This window comes from Achromobacter sp. CSND-B12 (assembly GCF_052906545.1).
The window spans coordinates 4,114,294-4,131,445 of sequence record NZ_JBREGJ010000001.1 but is presented as its reverse complement, the minus strand read 5'-3'; the positions used below and the strand labels follow the sequence as shown (position 1 = coordinate 4,131,445).

At 66.4% G+C, this 17,152-nt stretch carries 13 protein-coding genes; 9 read left to right on the top strand and 4 right to left on the bottom strand.

Translation table 11 applies throughout. The annotated features are described in order from the left end of the window. The first annotated feature begins 72 nt into the window (after positions 1–72). Positions 73–1,476, top strand: coding sequence for an APC family permease (locus ACUTAG_RS19425; RefSeq protein ID WP_047992591.1), 1,404 nt, complete (start codon positions 73–75; stop codon positions 1,474–1,476). 80 nt (positions 1,477–1,556) lie between these two features. Here ACUTAG_RS19425 and ggt read toward each other — a convergent pair whose 3' ends face one another. Continuing rightward, positions 1,557–3,314 (bottom strand): gamma-glutamyltransferase, encoded by a 1,758-nt coding sequence (ggt, locus tag ACUTAG_RS19420; RefSeq protein WP_446650279.1) that lies wholly within the window; start codon positions 3,312–3,314, stop codon positions 1,557–1,559. 126 nt (positions 3,315–3,440) lie between these two features. Between ggt and ACUTAG_RS19415 the strand changes: the two genes are divergently transcribed. After that, positions 3,441–4,331, top strand: coding sequence for a LysR family transcriptional regulator (locus tag ACUTAG_RS19415; protein WP_020925051.1), 891 nt, complete (start codon positions 3,441–3,443; stop codon positions 4,329–4,331). 102 nt (positions 4,332–4,433) lie between these two features. Here the strand turns inward: ACUTAG_RS19415 and ACUTAG_RS19410 are convergent, their stop codons facing one another. Next, complete coding sequence (locus ACUTAG_RS19410; protein ID WP_006388900.1) at positions 4,434–5,417, bottom strand: tripartite tricarboxylate transporter substrate binding protein BugE; 984 nt, start codon at positions 5,415–5,417, stop codon at positions 4,434–4,436. A 244-nt stretch (positions 5,418–5,661) separates the two neighbouring features. On the opposite strand from ACUTAG_RS19410, the gene ACUTAG_RS19405 reads away from it, so the two are divergent. Next, positions 5,662–6,561 (top strand): AEC family transporter, encoded by a 900-nt coding sequence (locus ACUTAG_RS19405; protein WP_372587115.1) that lies wholly within the window; start codon positions 5,662–5,664, stop codon positions 6,559–6,561. A gap of 142 nt (positions 6,562–6,703) precedes the next feature. Here the strand turns inward: ACUTAG_RS19405 and fumC are convergent, their stop codons facing one another. After that, positions 6,704–8,095 (bottom strand): class II fumarate hydratase, encoded by a 1,392-nt coding sequence (gene fumC, locus ACUTAG_RS19400; protein ID WP_006388898.1) that lies wholly within the window; start codon positions 8,093–8,095, stop codon positions 6,704–6,706. 169 nt (positions 8,096–8,264) lie between these two features. Here fumC and tsaE point away from each other — a divergent pair, with 169 nt between their 5' ends. From tsaE to ACUTAG_RS19385, 3 genes are all read left to right on the top strand, one after another. After that, a complete protein-coding gene (gene tsaE / locus ACUTAG_RS19395; protein ID WP_026384412.1) occupies positions 8,265–8,804 on the top strand; it encodes a tRNA (adenosine(37)-N6)-threonylcarbamoyltransferase complex ATPase subunit type 1 TsaE in 540 nt (179 codons plus the stop codon). Next, positions 8,732–10,111 carry an N-acetylmuramoyl-L-alanine amidase gene (locus ACUTAG_RS19390; protein ID WP_020925054.1) on the top strand — a complete coding sequence of 460 codons (1,380 nt, stop codon included), beginning with the start codon at positions 8,732–8,734 and terminating at the stop codon, positions 10,109–10,111. The genes tsaE and ACUTAG_RS19390 overlap by 73 nt, the downstream gene beginning before the upstream one ends. A 315-nt stretch (positions 10,112–10,426) precedes the next feature. After that, a complete protein-coding gene (locus tag ACUTAG_RS19385) occupies positions 10,427–12,862 on the top strand; it encodes a TonB-dependent receptor domain-containing protein (RefSeq protein ID WP_227739998.1) in 2,436 nt (811 codons plus the stop codon). 48 nt (positions 12,863–12,910) lie between these two features. Here the strand turns inward: ACUTAG_RS19385 and ACUTAG_RS19380 are convergent, their stop codons facing one another. Continuing rightward, the gene (locus tag ACUTAG_RS19380) at positions 12,911–13,549 is read right to left on the bottom strand and encodes a VTT domain-containing protein (RefSeq protein WP_020925056.1); all 639 of its coding nucleotides are present in this window, start codon (positions 13,547–13,549) and stop codon (positions 12,911–12,913) included. 97 nt (positions 13,550–13,646) lie between these two features. Here ACUTAG_RS19380 and mutL point away from each other — a divergent pair, with 97 nt between their 5' ends. From mutL to ACUTAG_RS19365, 3 genes are all read left to right on the top strand, one after another. Continuing rightward, positions 13,647–15,593 (top strand): DNA mismatch repair endonuclease MutL, encoded by a 1,947-nt coding sequence (gene mutL / locus ACUTAG_RS19375; RefSeq protein WP_446650278.1) that lies wholly within the window; start codon positions 13,647–13,649, stop codon positions 15,591–15,593. A gap of 9 nt (positions 15,594–15,602) precedes the next feature. Further along, a complete protein-coding gene (gene miaA, locus ACUTAG_RS19370; RefSeq protein WP_107316015.1) occupies positions 15,603–16,553 on the top strand; it encodes a tRNA (adenosine(37)-N6)-dimethylallyltransferase MiaA in 951 nt (316 codons plus the stop codon). A gap of 84 nt (positions 16,554–16,637) precedes the next feature. After that, positions 16,638–17,132, top strand: coding sequence for a hypothetical protein (locus ACUTAG_RS19365; protein ID WP_006388891.1), 495 nt, complete (start codon positions 16,638–16,640; stop codon positions 17,130–17,132). Positions 17,133–17,152: the final 20 nt, after the last annotated feature.

The following is a 17,152-nucleotide window of genomic DNA, read 5'->3' as shown; positions in this document are numbered from 1 at the left end:
CGCGCTGCATGCCCGCTCCCTCGACGTTGCCCTGGCGCGACTCCCCATCGAACGAGAACAAGGAGAAAGACTATGGCTACGAACGCCCCCAGCGGCGATCCGCAACAGAACGCCGCGCTCAAGCGGGTGATGGGCCCCAAGCTGCTGCTGCTCTTCATCGTCGGCGACATCCTGGGCACCGGGGTCTACGCCCTGACCGGACAGGTCGCCAAGGAAGTCGGCGGCGCGGCCTGGCTGCCGTTCCTGGTGGCCTTCGGCGTGGCGCTGCTGACCGCGCTGTCCTACCTGGAACTGGTGACCAAGTATCCGAAAGCGGCGGGCGCCGCGCTCTACGTGCACAAGGCGTTCGGCCTGCACTTCCTGACCTTTATCGTCTGCTTCACGGTGATGTGCTCGGGCCTGACGTCGGCCGCGACCGCGTCGCAGGCCTTCGCGGCCAATCTGTTCGCCGCCTTCGGCATCGAGGCCAGCAAGACCTGGATCACCATGGGCGCGCTGGGATTCATGGCGCTGGTGATGCTGGTGAACCTGCGCGGCGCGTCCGAAAGCGTGCGCGCCAACGTGGTGCTGACGCTGATCGAACTGTCCGGCCTGCTGATGGTGATCCTGCTGGGCTTTTACGCCATGTCGGAAGGCCAGGCCGACTTCTCGCGCGTCATCGCCTTCGATACGCCGGAAGACAAGAGCGTGTTCCTGGCCGTCACCTCGGCCACCGCGTTGGCTTTCTTTGCCATGGTCGGCTTCGAGGACTCCGTCAACATGGCCGAGGAAACCCACAACCCCAGCCGCATCTTTCCCAAGGTGATGCTGACCGGCCTGGGGCTGACGGCGGTGATCTACGTGCTGGTGTCGATCTGCGCGGTGGCGCTGGTGCCGGTGGGCGAACTGGCCGGCAGCAGCACGCCGCTGGTGCTGGTGGTCAAGCGCGCCGCGCCCGGCCTGCCAGTGGAATACATCATGCCGGTGATCTCTATGTTCGCCGTCGCCAACTCGGCGCTCATCAACATGATGATGGCCAGCCGCCTGCTGTACGGCATGTCGCGCCAGGGCGTGCTGCCGGCCTTCCTGGCCCACGTGCATCGCCGTAACCAGACGCCGTGGACCGCCATCCTGTTCACCACCGCGCTGGCGTTCGGCCTGATCATCCTGGTGGCGCTGGCCGACTCCGAGGCCATTCGCGCGCTGGGCGGCACCACCGCCCTGCTGCTGCTGGGCGTGTTCGCCTTCGTCAACGTGGCGGTGCTGGTGCTGCGCCGCGACCAGGTCAAGCACGAGCATTTCCGCATCAACCGCATCGTGCCGTGGCTGGGCGCGGCCGCCTGCCTGTTCCTGGTGACGCCGCTGACCGGCCGCGACGTGATCCAGTACCAGGTGGCCGGCTGGCTGCTGCTGCTGGGCGTGGTGATGTGGGGCGTCACCTACCTGGCACGCAGCCGCGAGGAAAAGATGCGGCTGGATCCGTCGGCGCTGGAATAGGAAGGCGCGCCAGGCCCTGCCTGGCGCGGGGCCTGCCCCGGCCCATGCGGGAACGGCGGATGGCGCGCCGGGAATCCTCCTCAGCCGCCTTGCGCCAAACCCTCGCGGCGCGGATCGACCCCGCCCTGCAGGCCGTCGGCGTCGATCACGATGCCATGGATGCCGCTGGGGAAATCGGTGACCTTGACCGGATGCCCCATGCGCTCCAGGGCCGGCGCCAGCGCCTCCAGCGCGGTGCCCTTTTCCAGTTCGGTCTCCTTGTTGCGGCTGCCCAGGTTCGGCAAGGCCGCGGCGGCCTGGATGTCGAGCTTCCAGTCGAGCACCGCCACGATGGTCTTGGCGACGTAGTTGATGATGGCGCTGCCGCCCGGGGATCCCACCAGCAGGTAGGGCTTGCCGTCGCGTAGCACGATCATCGGCGCCATCGCGCTGCGCGGGCGCTTGCCAGGTTCGACGCGATTGGCCACCAGCCGCCCTTCGGGATCCTTGAACGAGGACGAAAAGTCCGTCATCTCGTTGTTCAGCAGGAAGCCGCGCACGAAGATCTTGCTGCCGAATTCGTTCTCGATGGTGGTGGTCATCGACAGCGCATTGCCGTCGGCGTCCACCGCCACCAGATGGCTGGTCGAAGGTTGCTCCAGGGCGTTGTCGCGGCCCAGCGACAGCAGCTTGCCTTCGGGGTCGCCGGGCAGCGCCACCTTCATGCTGCGGTCGGGCCGGATCAGCGCGCCGCGCGCGCGCAAGTACGCCGGATCCAGCATCGCGCGCACCCGCACGCGGACGAAATCCGGGTCGGCCACGTAGAAGTCGCGGTCGGCAAACGCCAGCCGGCCGGCCTCGGCGAAATAATGCACCGCTTCGACGCTGCCAGGCGCGAAATCGCCGATCGGATATTGCTCCAGTTCGCCCAGCATCTGCAGCACCGCGATCGGGCCGCTGCTGGGCGGCCCCATGCCGCACAGCTCGTAGCCGCGATAGGCGCCGCACACCGGTTCACGCTGGCGCGCCTGGTAGCCCGCCAGGTCGGCCAGCGTCAGGTCGCCCGGCTTGGGATGCGCATGCACCGCGGCCACGATGTCGCGGGCGATATCGCCCTGGTAGAAAGCGTCCGCGCCGCCCTGCGCCACGGCCCGCAGCGTGGCCGCGAAGGCGGGATTCTTCAGCACGTGGCCGACGGGCCAGGCGCTACCATCGGGCGCGTAGAAATAGGCCGCGGCGGCCGGCTGGCGCGGCAATTCCTTGTTGCCCGCCAGCAGCTTGTGCAAGCGCGGCGACACGGCGAAACCCTGCTCGGCCAGCCGGATCGCGGGCTGGAACAGGTCGGCCCACGGCAGCTTTCCCTGGCGCTGGTGCGCCATTTCCAGGCCGCGCAGCAGGCCCGGGACGCCCACCGCCATGCCGTTGTTGACCGCCTGCGCGAACGGCAGCGGCTTGCCGTCGGCATCCAGGAAGCGGTCGGGACGCGCCGCGGCGGGCGCCGTCTCGCGGCTATCGTAGGTCACGATGGCGCGATCCTTGGCCGAATACACCACCATGAAGGCGCCGCCGCCGATGCCCGACGATTGCGGTTCGACCAGATTGAGCACCAGCTGAGTGGCGATGGCGGCATCCACCACGCTGCCGCCGCGCCGCAGCATCTCGTCGCCGGCGGCGGTGGCCAGGGGGTTGGCCGCGACCATCATGAAATGCGGAGCGCGCACCAGCTTGCGGGCCTGGCTGCCGGTGGCGGCCTCGGGATTCAGGTCGTCGGCGGCCACCGGCGAACGGGCCCAGGCGGACGGCGCCGCGGCCAGCGCGGCGGCGAGCAAAAGAGCGGCGGTGGAACGGCACACGCGCATGGAAAGGGCTCCAGGATGGCGCCGGATGGCCGGCATGGACGTCCATGATAGACAAGACCCGCGCCGCTGTCGCAGTGCCCCGTCGCGCCGTAGAATGCGGGATTGCGCCGACCCACCCTTCGCATCATGCGCCTGCGCCACATCGAGATCTTCGAAGCGATCCGCCGCACCGGCTCCCTGACCCAGGCCGCGGCGGCGCTGCACATCACCCAGCCGGCCGCCAGCAAGCTGCTGGCCAGCGCCGAGTCGCAACTGGGCTTCAAGCTGTTCGAGCGCGTCAAGGGCCGTCTGGTGGCCACGCGCGAAGCCGACATCCTCACGCCCGAAGTGGCGCGCCTGAACCAGGACCTGGACAGCGTGCGCAGGCTGGCCGCCAGCCTGCGCGATCGGCCCCACGCGCACCTGCGGCTGGGCTGCGCGCCGGCGCTGGGCCTGGGCCTGCTGCCCGGCGTGGTGCGCGACAGCCGCGAGGCGCAGCCCGGCCTGACCTTCGATATCCACACCTACCACAGCAGCGAGCTGGTGCGCGGCATGCTGACGCGCGAGCTGGACTTGGCGGTGACCTTCGACACCAGCGAGACGCCCGGCCTGACGCGCACCGAACTGGGCCAGACCGAACTGGTGCACCTGGGCCGCGGCCCCGCCGGCGGCCCGCTTGCGCTCGCCGACGTCGCAGGCGACAACCTGATCCTGCTGGACGCCAGCGACGCCGCCGGCGCCCTGCTCCAAATGGCGCTGGACGCGCAGGGCGTGGACCCGCACGCCGCGATCCGGGTGCAGACCCACTACGTCGCCTGCGCGCTGGCGCAGGCCGGGGCCGGCGACGCCATCGTCGACGCCATCACGGCCCAGGCCATGCTGCGACCCGACATGCGCCTGCGGCGGCTGTCGCCCACGCTGGGCGTGCCGATCAGCGTGTTGACGCGCAGCCAGGATCCGCTGACGGCCGTGCATCGAGACCTGATCGACCGGTTGCGCGCGGCCTGCGACGCAAGCCAGGCGGCGCTGGAACGCTGACGCCCCTTGGGCGCGGGCCCCGCGCGCAAAGAAAAAAAAGCGCCCCGCGGGGCGCCTTCTCTGCCAGGCCGGCGGCGGGCCGGAGCCCGCGCCGTCAGGCCATCAATCCAGCTTGATGTTCTGCTTCTTCACGACGTCCTTCGCCCAGTCGTACTGTTCCTTGATTTCCTTGGCGAACTCTTCCGGCGTGTTGCCCGAGGGCGCCGAGCCCTGGTCGTCCAGCGCCTTGATGACCTTGGGGTCCTTCAGGGCCACGACGGCGGCGTCGCGCAGCTTGTTCACGACTTCCATCGGGGTGCCCTTGGGCGCCAGCAGGCCGTACCAGACCGGCTGGTTCAGCACGGGGAAGCCGGCTTGCTTGAAGTTCGGCACGCCCTTGAGCGAAGCGATGTCTTCCGGCCAGGCGATCGCCATGGCGTTCAACTTGCCCGCCTGGATCTGCGGCATCGAGGACGGCAGGTTGTCGAAGATGATTTCGATCTGGCCGCCGACGGCGTCGGCCACGGCCGGGCCCGAGCCCTTGTAGGGCACGTGCACGATGTCGGTGCCGGTGGCCATCTTGAACGATTCGCCCATCAGGTGCAGCACGCCGCAAGTGCCCGAGCTGCCGTACGAGTACTTGCCCGGGTTCTTCTTCAGTTCCTCGACGAAGCCCTTGAAGTCCTTGGCCGGGAACTTCGGATTCACGGCGACCACGTTGGCGGTGTTGGCGAAGTTGGTGACCGGCTGGAAGTCCTTGATCGGATCGTAGGGCAGGTCGTTGGGGCGGCACGCAGGGTTGACGGCCATGGTCGAGACCGTGGCGATCGACAGCGTGTAGCCGTCCGGCGCGGCGCGCGCGGCTTCGGCCGCGCCGATGGCCCCGCCGGCGCCGCCCTTGTTCTCGACGACCATGGGCTGGCCCAGTTCCTGGCTCATGCGCTGCGTCACCAGGCGCGCGATGATGTCGGTGGAGCCGCCGGGCGCGAACGGGACGATGACGCGGATCGGCTTGTCGGGATACTTGTCGGCGGCATGGGCAACCGAGGCGCCGACCGTGCCGGCAGCCAGCGCGATGGCGATGGCCAGGGAGCGAACTTTAATCATTGGTGTGTTTCCTCCGAATATGCGAGCCCGGGTGTGAACGGACCGTCTTGTGGCGCACTCGTCTGTGGACGAGTCAGCAGTTAGCGTTGGCGGGGCATCGCTTGTTGTGCAGGGCTGAAAGCCGTGCTGTTATGGGTTGCTTGTGGCACACGCGCCCGCCAGAATGACGGAGAATAGCAGCAAATGCTTACAGTCGCATAGCGAGCCGATCCCCCGCGCCCGCGCCAGAAAAAATAGCTTATCCATGTCGGTTGCACTGCTCGTTTTCCCTGATTTCATGCTGGTCGCGCTGGGTTGGGCGCTGCGCCACAAACTCAATTTCTCGCGCGAGTTTTTCGCCGGCACCGAGCGCCTGGTGTACTTCGTGCTGTTCCCCGCCCTGTTGTTCCAATCCATCCTGCGCACGCCGATCAGCGCCGGCAACGCCGCAATACTGTTGCAGGCGACGGCGGCGGTGATCGTCTCGGGGGTGGCCTTGTCGTGGCTGGCGGGGCTGGCGCTCAGGCCCACGTCGCTGGGGCTGGCGTCATCGGCGCAATGCGGCTTCCGCTTCAACACCTATATCGGACTGGCTTTATCCGCCAGCCTGGGCGGCGCGCAGGGCCAGACGGTGATGGCGCTGATCATCGGTTTCGCCGTGCCGATGGCGAACGTGGCGGCGGTGTACGGCCTGGCGCGCCACAACGGCGGCAATCTGCTGCGCGAGCTGGCGCGCAATCCGCTGGTGGTGTCGACGCTGGCGGGGTTGGCGTGCAACCTCGCGGGACTGCACCTGCCGGGGCCGGTGGACACGGTGCTGGCCCGCCTGGGCGCGGCGGCGATCGCGTTGGGGATCCTGTGCGTGGGCGCCAGCCTGGCGTGGGAAGGCGGCAAGGGCTATGGCGGGTTGATCGCGTGGATGCTGGCGGTGAAGCTGGTGGCATTGCCGCTGGTGGCGCTCGGCGTGGCCAGGTTGCTGGGGCTGGCGCCGCTGGAGGCGCGCATGCTGCTGCTGTTCGCGGCGTTGCCCACGGCTTCGGCGGCTTATGTGTTGGCGATGCGGATGGGGGGCGATGGGAGGATGGTGGCGGTGCTCATTTCCCTGGGGACGTTGTTTTCTGCCTTGACGATTCCGGGGTGGTTACTGTTGACGGGGAACGCTTAGCGAGGTTTCTGTCCGCGGGTATTGCACGGGTTTGTTTTTCTTCGTAGGTCGCCTGTCGCGGCGGGTTTTGAAGCATGTTGCGCTGCTGGACCTGAAAAAAAAGCCGCCCTACTGGGCGGCTTCGTGTTTGGCGACGGCAGCGTTACTTGCCGGCGTTGGTCATGCTGCCGGGCACGACCCATTCGGCGAACTGGGCTTCGGTGACGTAGCCCAGGGCCAGGGCCGATTCCTTCAGCGACAGGCCTTCCTTGTGCGCCTTCTTGGCGATCTGGGCGGCCTTGTCGTAGCCGATGTGCGGGTTCAGGGCGGTGACCAGCATCAGCGAGCGGTCGACCAGTTCGGCGATGCGCTCGCGGTTGGGCTGGATGCCGGCGGCGCAGTGCTGGTCGAAGCTGGCCATGCCGTCGGTCAGCAGGCGCACCGACTGCAGGAAGTTGTGGATCACCAGGGGCTTGTAGACGTTCAGCTCGAAGTTGCCGCTGGCGCCGCCGATGTTGATGGCGACGTCGTTGCCCATGACCTGGGCGGCCAGCATGGTGATGGCTTCGCACTGGGTCGGGTTGACCTTGCCCGGCATGATGGAGCTGCCGGGTTCGTTTTCGGGGATGCTGATTTCACCCAGGCCGGAACGCGGGCCGCTGGACAGCCAGCGCACGTCGTTGGCGATCTTCATGAGGCCGGCGGCGAGCGACTTGAGGGCGCCGTGGGCGAACAGCAGGGCTTCGTGCGAGGCCAGGGCCTGGAACTTGTTGGGCGCGGAGACGAAGGCGGTTTCGGTGGCGTGGGCCAGTTCGGCCGAGACCTTGGCGGAAAATTGCGGATGGGCGTTCAGGCCGGTGCCGACGGCGGTGCCGCCGATGGCCAGCTGGTGCAGGCCCGGCAGCGTGGCGCGGATCTGCTGTTCGGCCAGGTCGAGCTGGGCGACGTAGCCGGACAGTTCCTGGCCCAGCGTCAGCGGGGTCGCGTCCTGCAAGTGGGTGCGGCCGATCTTGACGATATCGTAGAACTCGGCGCTCTTGGCGGCGAAGGTGGCGCGCAGGGTCTTCAGGGCCGGCAGCAGGTGGTGCTCGACCTGCACGGCGGCAGCCACGTGCATGGCGGTGGGGAAGGTATCGTTGGACGACTGGCCGCGGTTGACGTGGTCGTTGGGGTGCACCTTGCGTTCTTCGCCGCGCACGCCGCCCAGCAATTCGGAGGCGCGGTTGGCCAGCACCTCGTTCATGTTCATGTTGCTCTGCGTGCCCGAGCCGGTCTGCCACACGGACAGCGGGAATTCGTTGGGCCACTTGCCGGCGATGACTTCATCGGCGGCGCGGATGATGCCATCGGCGATCTTGGGATCGAGCTCACCCAGGTCGGCGTTGACCTTGGCGGCCGCACGCTTCAGGCGCGCCATCGCGATGACCAGCGGCTCGGGCATCTTTTCGGTGGAGATCGCGAAAAAATGCAGCGAACGCTGCGTCTGCGCGCCCCAGAGATGATCCTCCGGGACTTCGATGGGGCCAAAGGTGTCTTTTTCGATGCGGGTCTTCATGGCGCTTACTGCTCCGTGGCGGCGTCCGTCGCGGCCGGCGGATTCCGCCTGGCCGGACTTATTTGAGAATAGCAATCACTTATAAGATTAGCAGAAACCCGAATTCCTATAATTGCGTTCGATCCGTGTTCCCATCCAGACCTTTTACCACTCGCCCCCGACCCGCGCCATGTCCGCTCCCCTCAGCAGCCTGACCCTGCACCTGCCCGATGAAGCCGCCACGGAAGCGCTGGCACGCCAGCTCGCGCCTCTTGTCTCGGGTCGTGAAACCGGGCTGGCAGGCGCATGTATCCACCTTCAAGGGGACCTGGGGGCAGGAAAAACGGCCTTCTCCAGGGCATTGTTGCGGGAATGCGGCATCACAGGCCGAATCAAGAGTCCGAGCTACGCGCTGCTTGAATCCTATAAAGTTTCTAACTTATACTTCTATCACCTTGATTTTTATAGATTTAGTGATTCGCGCGAATGGTTGGACGCCGGATTCCGGGATTTGCTGCGTGAGGATGCGGTCGTTTTGATTGAATGGCCGGAACGGGCCGAGGGCCTTTTGCCCCCTCCCGACCTGCAGATTTCCCTGGCATACGCCGGCCAAGGACGCGATGTCACGCTGACCGCGCACACCGCTCGAGGACAAACATGGTTGAACGCGATTGTCCCCCCGCCCGACACGGCGCCCTCCCAGCGGCAGGCGCCACCCGACGTCGCCTGATCAGCGTCGCCGCCACCCTGCTCGTCCTGCCGGTGGTGCCGCGGCTGGCGCAGGCCGCCACCATCCTGGCCGTGCGCACCTGGCCGGCCGACGAATACACCCGCGTCACGCTGGAACTGGACAGCGAGCTCAAGGCCGAACAGTTCACCCTGGAAAATCCGCACCGCCTGGTGGTGGATATCGAGGGACTGACCCTGAGCGCGGCGCTCAACGACCTGGTGTCCAAGGTCCGCCCCGACGATCCCTACATCCAGAGCCTGCGCGTGGCGCAGAACCGTCCCAACGTGGTACGGCTGGTGTTCGACCTGAAGCAGGCCGTGGCGCCGCAGGTATTCACGCTCAAGCCGGTGGCCGACTACCAGTACCGTTTGGTGCTGGACCTGTATCCCAAGATCGCGCAGGATCCGCTGGTCGCCATCCTCAACAAGACCGGTCCCGACGCCGACGATCCGCTGGCGCGCATCCTCGAAGACATCCAGCGCAACCCGGCCACTCGCGCCGACCCGCCTGAACCGCCGCGCGTGCGCGGCCAGCAGCCCGCCGCGCCGCTGCCGGTGCCGAAGTCGCCGCCCGCCTCCGCCGGCCGTGGCAAGCAACGCATGCTGACCATCGCGCTGGATCCCGGCCACGGCGGCGAGGACCCCGGCGCCATCGGCGGCAGCGGCCTGCGTGAAAAAGACGTGGTGCTGCGCATCGCGCGGCGCCTGAAGGCGCTGATCGACGCCCAACCCTACATGCGCGCCTACCTGACGCGCGACGACGACTTCTTCGTGCCGCTGCATGTGCGCGTGCAGAAGGCGCGCCGGGTGCACGCCGACCTGTTCGTGTCGATCCACGCCGACGCCTGGATCAAGCCGTCGGCCAACGGCTCGTCGGTGTTCGCGCTGTCGCAGCGCGGCGCCAGCAGCGCCCAGGCACGCTGGATGGCCGACAAGGAAAACGCGGCCGACCTGATCGGCGGCGTCAACCTGGGCAGCCACGACCGTCAGGTGGCCAAGGTGCTGCTGGACCTGTCCACCACCGCGCAGATCAACGACTCGCTCAAGGTCGGCAATGCCTTCCTGGACGAGATCAAGAAGATCAACCGGCTGCACAAGAACAGCGTCGAACAGGCCGGCTTTGCCGTGCTGAAGGCGCCGGACATCCCGTCGGTGCTGGTGGAAACCGCCTTCATCAGCAACCCGCAGGAAGAGGCGCTGCTCAAGACCTCGGCGCACCAGGAGAAACTGGCGCAGGCCATGCTGACCGGCATCCAGCGCTACTTCACCGCCAACCCGCCGCTGGCGCGGCTCGGCGACGTCAGCTGAGACTACGCCGGATACGAATAGGGCCATGCCTGCGCATGGCCCTTTTCTTTTGCGCCCGCGCCATCAATGCCTTCGGACGATCCGGCTGCGGCTTGAATACGGTGCGGCTATCACAAGCGCCGGGTTACACCATCCTATATACCGGCAGGTGCGAGACTTGTCTCCGGATTTTCAGACGGATCCATACAGATACCGAAAGGCGACCCCGGTAGATTAGCGGCCATCTTTTGGAAAGATCCATGGCCGTCCGCCTGCTATCCGCTCCGCCTTGCGTTCCAGCGCAATCCTGTATTCATCATGCAGGGATTCTGGAACATGAAACGCACGAAAATATCGCTGGCGGCAGCCCTCCTGTTGTCCACAACCTCTTATGGCCAGACCGTCCCGAACGAGGCCACGCCCGGCGAGGCCAGGCACGACGCTCGTGATGGGTTGAAGATTTTTTCGCCGATCACTGTTAGCGCAACCATCAAGCCGGAAGATGTCACCACGCAATCCATTTCCGCCGATGAGCTGAAAAGGACGGGTGGCAACAACTTTGGCACCATCATGCGCTACCAACCGCTGATCAGCGCATCGGGCGTGAACAGCGGGTCCCGCAACGGCAAATCGGGTTTTGACCGTGGCGGTTACAGCAGCTACAACATTCGCGGCCTGGACGGCAACCGGGTGGCGCTGGATGTCAACGGCATCCCCTTGCCGGACGCCACCGGGCGCAGTTACGCGGTCTCCAGCGGTGAAGATACTTTTGGCATTGGCCGCGATTACATCGATCCCTATCTGTACGGCCAGGTGAACATCGCTTCCGGATCACGCCAGAACACGGTCAAGAACGTGGTCGGCGGCTCCGTGTCATTCGTCAGCAAATCACCGGATGCCTATCTCACGGACGGTAAACGCAGCTACCTGGAATACACCGGCGAGTTCGACACGACCGATCATGGCTGGCACAACGGCGTGACCACCGCGTTCGGCAATGACAGCGCCCGGGCATTGTTCGCCTACAGCCGCCGTGATGGCAGGCAGACGCAAAACAACAGCGGCTACCTGGATACTTATCCGATGCGCTGGCATTCTGATGCGGCGCTGATCAATGGCGTGATCGATACCGGCGGCAGCGGCCGGATCATAGGCACCCTGGATTTCTACCGTAAATCCAGCAGGGAGAGCGCGCCCATGTATAAAAAGCTGAACAGCAGCGCCGCCCGCGAGAGCATCGTGGGCTCACACGGGCAGAAGAACTCCACGCAACGCGACTCAATCAGCCTGGCGCACGTATTCACGCCACGAAACAACACCCTGATAGACACGATGGAAAGCAAGGTCTTCTATCAGCGCACGCGCGTTGGCGACGACACGGTGTCAGCACAGGATATCGTCACTTCCTCCAGGTGGAGGTCGACCGGCATGGAGACGGAGAACCCCTTGGAGAATGTTTCGACCTTCTCCAACATGAACACCAAGACTTATGGCCTGCAAAGCGAAATCACCAAGGACTATGGCGCCCAGGCATTGAATTACGGCGTGAATTTCTCGATAACGGATTTTTCCCGGCCGTTTGAACAGGTCGGCGCGGACCATCCCACCTTGCAGCCACAGGGCAACAACAGGACCTATGACACGAATGTGTGGCTGAGCGACACCATCACCATCGGCGCGCTTTCGGTAATGCCGGGCCTGAAATACTCGTGGCACAAAATCAACCCGCAGGGCTTTGAGGCGCCGTCCGACGACAAGGCGCTGGGCGCATTGACGCTGGCGGAAATCAACGAGATACATGGCAAGACGTTTACGGACTGGAAGCTATTGCCTTCGTTGACCGTCATGTATGCGTCCAAGCAGGGGTTCAATACCTACCTGCAGTACAAACGCGGGGTCTCCTACCCCACCAGCAGCCAGATAGCGGGAATCTGGCTGCACCCCAGGATCGGGCGCGCCTCGCCCGCCATGGTGGGCAATTCCGACCTCAAGTCCGAAACCAGCAACCAGTTTGAATTAGGGGTGGTTGGCAAGGCAGCCCGTGGCCTTACGGTGCGCGGCAATGTCTTCTACAACAGCTACGACAATTTCATCTATAACCGGAAATACGCCTTGAGGGACTACCAGACAGGCGCGCCGAAACCGGGCGTGCAAAGCCTGCTGGCCAGGCTTCCGGCCTCGATCTCCAGCCTCACCATCGCGGAGAACCGCGACAAGGCATACATCTATGGCGCCGAGGTCGTCACCCGGATCGATTATGGCGCGCTGTTCGGCGCCGGCCACGGACTGAGCAGCACTTTTGCCGTGGGTTACAACCAGGGCAAATCGAAATCATCGTATTCGGGTGATGGCTGGGTGGAGCTGGACAGCGTGTTGCCTGTCAAGGCCATTGCATCATTGGCGTGGGATGATCCTCAGAACCGCTACGGCGCGAGCCTTACCGCCACCTTCGTCAAGGGCAAGCAAGCCGTCGATCCTGTCCGCCAGAATTTCCCGAACAATGGCAGCCTCTCATTCGAAGAATATTCCGGGAAGTACGAAAAGAACTACCTGCGCGTCCCCGGATACAGCATTTTCGATCTGACGGCCTACTACAACGTGAAGAAACACCTGACAGTGGCGATGGGAGTCTACAACCTCACCAACCGCAGATACTGGGAATACGCCAGCAATAGAAAAATGACGACGACCTCGGAGCAGGATCTGCGTGATATCGCCCTGGGCGCCGCGCCCGGCAGGACCTACCAGCTAAGCCTCACCGCGATGTTCTGATTCCGTCGTTATCCCATTTCCGGGGTGGCCAGGCTCGCATTGCCGCGGTCAGCCGCCCCGGCGCGCGCGCAGCAGCTTGAACAACGCCGCGCCCACCACCGGCACGATGGCCGCGGCCAGGCCGATCAGCACGATGGTGTTCAGGTGTTCCTTCACCAGCGGGATGTTGCCGAAGAAATAACCCGCCGCCACCAGGCTCACCACCCACAGCAGGGCTCCCAGGATATTGAACAGCTGGAAGCGCGACAACGGCATGTCGGCCACGCCGGCCACGAACGGCGCGAACGTGCGCACCACGGGGATGAAACGCGACATGACGATGGTCTTGCCGCCGTGCTTTTCGTAGAACGCGTGCGTGCGCATCAGGGCGCCGCGATCCAGGAAGCGCAGGTTCATCGAGAACACGCGCGGCCCGATGTAGCGGCCGATGGCGTAGTTCACGCTGTTGCCGGTGATGGCGGCCACGATCAGCAGCGCCCCCAGCAGCACCGGATCCAGGCTGCCGGTGGCGCCGAAGGCGCCGGCGATGAACAGCAGCGAATCGCCCGGCAGGAACGGCAGCACCACCAGCCCGGTTTCCGCGAAAACGATCAGGAACAGCACCAGATAGACCCACACGCCATACTGCTGGACCCAGACGCCGAGGGTCTGGTCGATGTGGAGCACCATTTGGAAAAAATCGAGCATCAATACGTCCCTGGAAGCGGAAGGGGAATAAGGCCACGACTATAGCCCAGCCCATCCAGAGGCTAAAATCCTCCCTATGGCTATACCGGAACACCCCATGACAGAACGCCGCTCCATTCTTGCGCTGCCCGATCTGCTGATCAGCCAGATCGCCGCGGGCGAAGTGATCGAGAGACCCGCCTCGGTGCTCAAGGAAATCCTCGAGAACGCCATCGACGCCGGCGGGCGCGCGATCGAGGTGCGCCTGGAGGGCGGCGGCATCCGCCGCATCGCCGTGACCGACGATGGCGGCGGCATTCCCCCCGAGGAACTGCCGCTGGCGCTGGCGCGCCACGCCACCAGCAAGATCCGCAACCTGCACGAACTGGAATCGGTCGCGTCCATGGGGTTCCGCGGCGAGGCCCTGGCCTCGATCGCCTCGGTGGCGCAGGTGTCCATCATTTCGCGCACCCGTGACGGCGAGCATGCCTGGCAGATCCAGGCCGGCAACATGCAGGTCACCCCCGCCTCGGGTCCGCCGGGCACCACCGTGGACGTGCGCCAGCTGTTCGACGCGGTGCCGGCGCGGCGCAAGTTCCTGCGCTCGGAAGCCACCGAGTTCGGCCACTGCGTCGACGCCATGGAGCGCATCGCGCTGGCCCATCCGCAGATCGCCTTCCGCCTGTTCCACCACGACCGCGCGCAACGCCAATGGCTGCCGGCCGAACCGCCGCAGCGCATCCGCGACGTGCTGGGCGCGGAGTTCGCCGAGCACGGCCTGCTGCTGTCGCACAGCGTCGGCACGGTCAGCCTGGCCGGCATGATCACCCGCCCCACCGCGGCCCGCGCCCGCGCCGACCGCCAGTACCTGTACGTCAACGGCCGCTACGTACGCGACCGCACCGTCAGCCACGCGCTGCGCGCCGCCTACGCCGACGTGCTGCATGGCGACCGCCAGCCGGCCTATGTGCTGTTCCTGGACATCGACCCGGCCGCGGTCGACGTCAACGTGCATCCGGCCAAGCACGAGGTGCGCTTTCGCGACAGCGGCGCGGTGCACCGCTTCGTCAACCACGCGGTCAGCCAGACGCTGGCGCAGACCGGCGGATCGTCGGCGGTGGCGCCGGCCGCGGCGACGCGCGATGACGATGATGGATTCGAGACCGTGGCGCCGTCAGCGCCCGCGGCAGCCGACGGCTTGCCCGCCTCCACGCCGGCCGACACGCCTCGCCCCGGCTATACCGGCGCCAGCCCGGGCGCCGCGCCCGCCTACGGCCTGCGGCCCACGCCGGCGCCGCAGCGCCCGCATACACAGGTGCCGTTCCGCCTGCACGCCGAGCCGGCCGGGATTCCCGCCGCCGACTGGCAATCGCTGTATCGCCCGCTGACCGAAGACACCGCCGCGCGCGTCGAGCCGCTGCGCGACGTGGCGGCGCTGGCGCCGCAGGCCGCGCCCGCGCCGACGCTGCCGGCCGACGAGGAACACCCGCTCGGCATGGCGCTGGGCCAGTTGCACGGCATCTACATCCTGGCGCAGAACCGCCGCGGCATGGTGCTGGTGGACATGCACGCCGCCCATGAACGGGTGGTCTACGAACAGCTCAAGCAGGCGCTGGACGCGCGCAGCCTGCCGCGCCAGGACCTGCTGGTGCCGGTGGTGTTCCACGCCCAGGAAAAGGATGTGGCGGTGGTCGAGGAATTCGAGGAACAGCTGGAAGACCTCGGCTTCCAGATGCGACCGTCCGGCCCCACCTCGATCGCGGTGCGCTCGGTGCCGGCGATCCTGGCGCGCGGCGACATCGAGACGCTGGCGCGCGCCGTGCTGCGCGACCTGGCCGGCGTGGGCGTGTCGCGCCTGCTGACCGAACAGCGCAACGAACTGCTCTCGACCATGGCCTGCCACGGTTCGGTGCGCGCCAACCGCAAGCTCACGATCGAAGAGATGAACGGCCTGCTGCGGCAGATGGAAGCCACCGAGCGCGCCGACCAGTGCAACCACGGCCGGCCCACCTGGGTGCAGTGGTCGGTGTCCGACCTGGACAAGCTGTTCCTGCGCGGGCAATAGGTCTTGCCCGTGTCCGCCCCTCCCCTCGTCATCTGCCTGGCCGGCCCCACCGCGGCCGGCAAGAGCGCCTCCACCCTGGCGCTGGCCGAACGCTGGCCGCTGGAGATCGTCAACGTCGATTCGGCCACCATCTACCGCGGCATGGACATCGGCACCGCCAAGCCGTCGCCGGCCGAACAAGCGCAGGTGCCCCAGCATCTGCTGGATATCCGGGACCCGGCGCAGTCGTATTCGGCTGCCGAATTCCGCGCCGACGCGCTGCGCCTGATCGACGAGATCCGCGCGCGCGGCCGCATTCCGCTTCTGGCCGGCGGCACCATGATGTACTACAAGGCGCTGCGCGACGGCCTGGACGACCTGCCGCAGGCCGACCCCGCGCTGCGCGCAGAACTGGAAGCGCGCGCCGCCCGCGACGGCTGGCCGGCGCTGCACGCCGAGCTGGCGCGGCTCGACCCCGTCACCGCCGCGCGCCTGGCGCCCAACGACAGCCAGCGGATCCAGCGCGCGCTGGAGATCTGCCAGTTATCGGGCCAGCCCATGTCGGCGCTGCTCGGCCGCCAGCGCGCCGCCGCCGGCGACGACGACAACCGCTACCTGACCATCAGCCTGGAACCCTCGGAGCGCGCTGCGCTGCACGCGCGCATCGAACAGCGCTTCGACGCGATGCTGGCCAGCGGCCTGTTGGAAGAAGTGCGCGGCCTGCATGCGCGCGCCGACCTGCACCCGGGCCTGCCGTCGGTGCGCTGCGTGGGCTACCGCCAGATGTGGGCCCATCTCGACGGCGAGATCAGCCTGGAGGAAGCCCGCGAACAGGGCATCGCCGCCACCCGCCAGCTGGCCAAGCGCCAGATCACCTGGCTGCGGGCCCAGCCCGAGCGCGTGATCGTCGACTGCCTGGCGGCCGACGCGGTGGCGCAGACCATCGACGCGGTGGCCGCGGCACTGGCCGACGCATCCTGACGCAAGAGGCTGCCTGCTTTCGCGCCTGACCTTTTCGCCGCAGCCGGCCCTTGCGGCAGCGCCTGACCACGGGATATCGAACGGATGGAAATCAACGAAGCGAACCAGTCTTTTGCCGCCGGACTGCGCAAGCAGGGCCAGGCCCTGATCAGTGAAATCCAGCGGTTGCTGCGGGAACGTCCGTTCACGCTGGAGGAGGGAGTTTCCAGGGAAACCGTGGACGCCATCCACTTCGAGTACGACTGGGAGTCGTTCACTCCCGTCGCGATTCCCCTGAACACACGCTCCGGCTACTGTGGACGGGGCCTGCGGCTGGCATTGCAGTACCCGTTGATTGCGCCCGATGTCGACGCCGCGTTGACCGAAGCCATGGACAACGAGGACGACGATTTCGGCGACGAACTGCGCGAAATAATGACGGAGACCTACCTCGCCTGGTTCCAGGCGGCCTGGCGCGACGCGCGGGACGCCAACCGGGAGGTGCGTGGCTTTCTGTCCGTTCACGACACCATCTGGCGCACGGACCTGGATACGGGAGAAGCATTCCGCGAGGACGCGGGCCGGGTCAAGTTCTTCTAGCCGGACTGCGAAAGAAAAAC

Coding starts and splice junctions, on each gene's coding strand:
- ACUTAG_RS19425 (WP_047992591.1), top strand. CDS start 73: ATGGCTACGAACGCCCCCAGCGGCGATCCGCAACAGAACGCCGCGCTC.
- ggt (WP_446650279.1), bottom strand. CDS start 3,314: ATGCGCGTGTGCCGTTCCACCGCCGCTCTTTTGCTCGCCGCCGCGCTG.
- ACUTAG_RS19415 (WP_020925051.1), top strand. CDS start 3,441: ATGCGCCTGCGCCACATCGAGATCTTCGAAGCGATCCGCCGCACCGGC.
- ACUTAG_RS19410 (WP_006388900.1), bottom strand. CDS start 5,417: ATGATTAAAGTTCGCTCCCTGGCCATCGCCATCGCGCTGGCTGCCGGC.
- ACUTAG_RS19405 (WP_372587115.1), top strand. CDS start 5,662: ATGTCGGTTGCACTGCTCGTTTTCCCTGATTTCATGCTGGTCGCGCTG.
- fumC (WP_006388898.1), bottom strand. CDS start 8,095: ATGAAGACCCGCATCGAAAAAGACACCTTTGGCCCCATCGAAGTCCCG.
- tsaE (WP_026384412.1), top strand. CDS start 8,265: ATGTCCGCTCCCCTCAGCAGCCTGACCCTGCACCTGCCCGATGAAGCC.
- ACUTAG_RS19390 (WP_020925054.1), top strand. CDS start 8,732: ATGGTTGAACGCGATTGTCCCCCCGCCCGACACGGCGCCCTCCCAGCG.
- ACUTAG_RS19385 (WP_227739998.1), top strand. CDS start 10,427: ATGAAACGCACGAAAATATCGCTGGCGGCAGCCCTCCTGTTGTCCACA.
- ACUTAG_RS19380 (WP_020925056.1), bottom strand. CDS start 13,549: ATGCTCGATTTTTTCCAAATGGTGCTCCACATCGACCAGACCCTCGGC.
- mutL (WP_446650278.1), top strand. CDS start 13,647: ATGACAGAACGCCGCTCCATTCTTGCGCTGCCCGATCTGCTGATCAGC.
- ACUTAG_RS19365 (WP_006388891.1), top strand. CDS start 16,638: ATGGAAATCAACGAAGCGAACCAGTCTTTTGCCGCCGGACTGCGCAAG.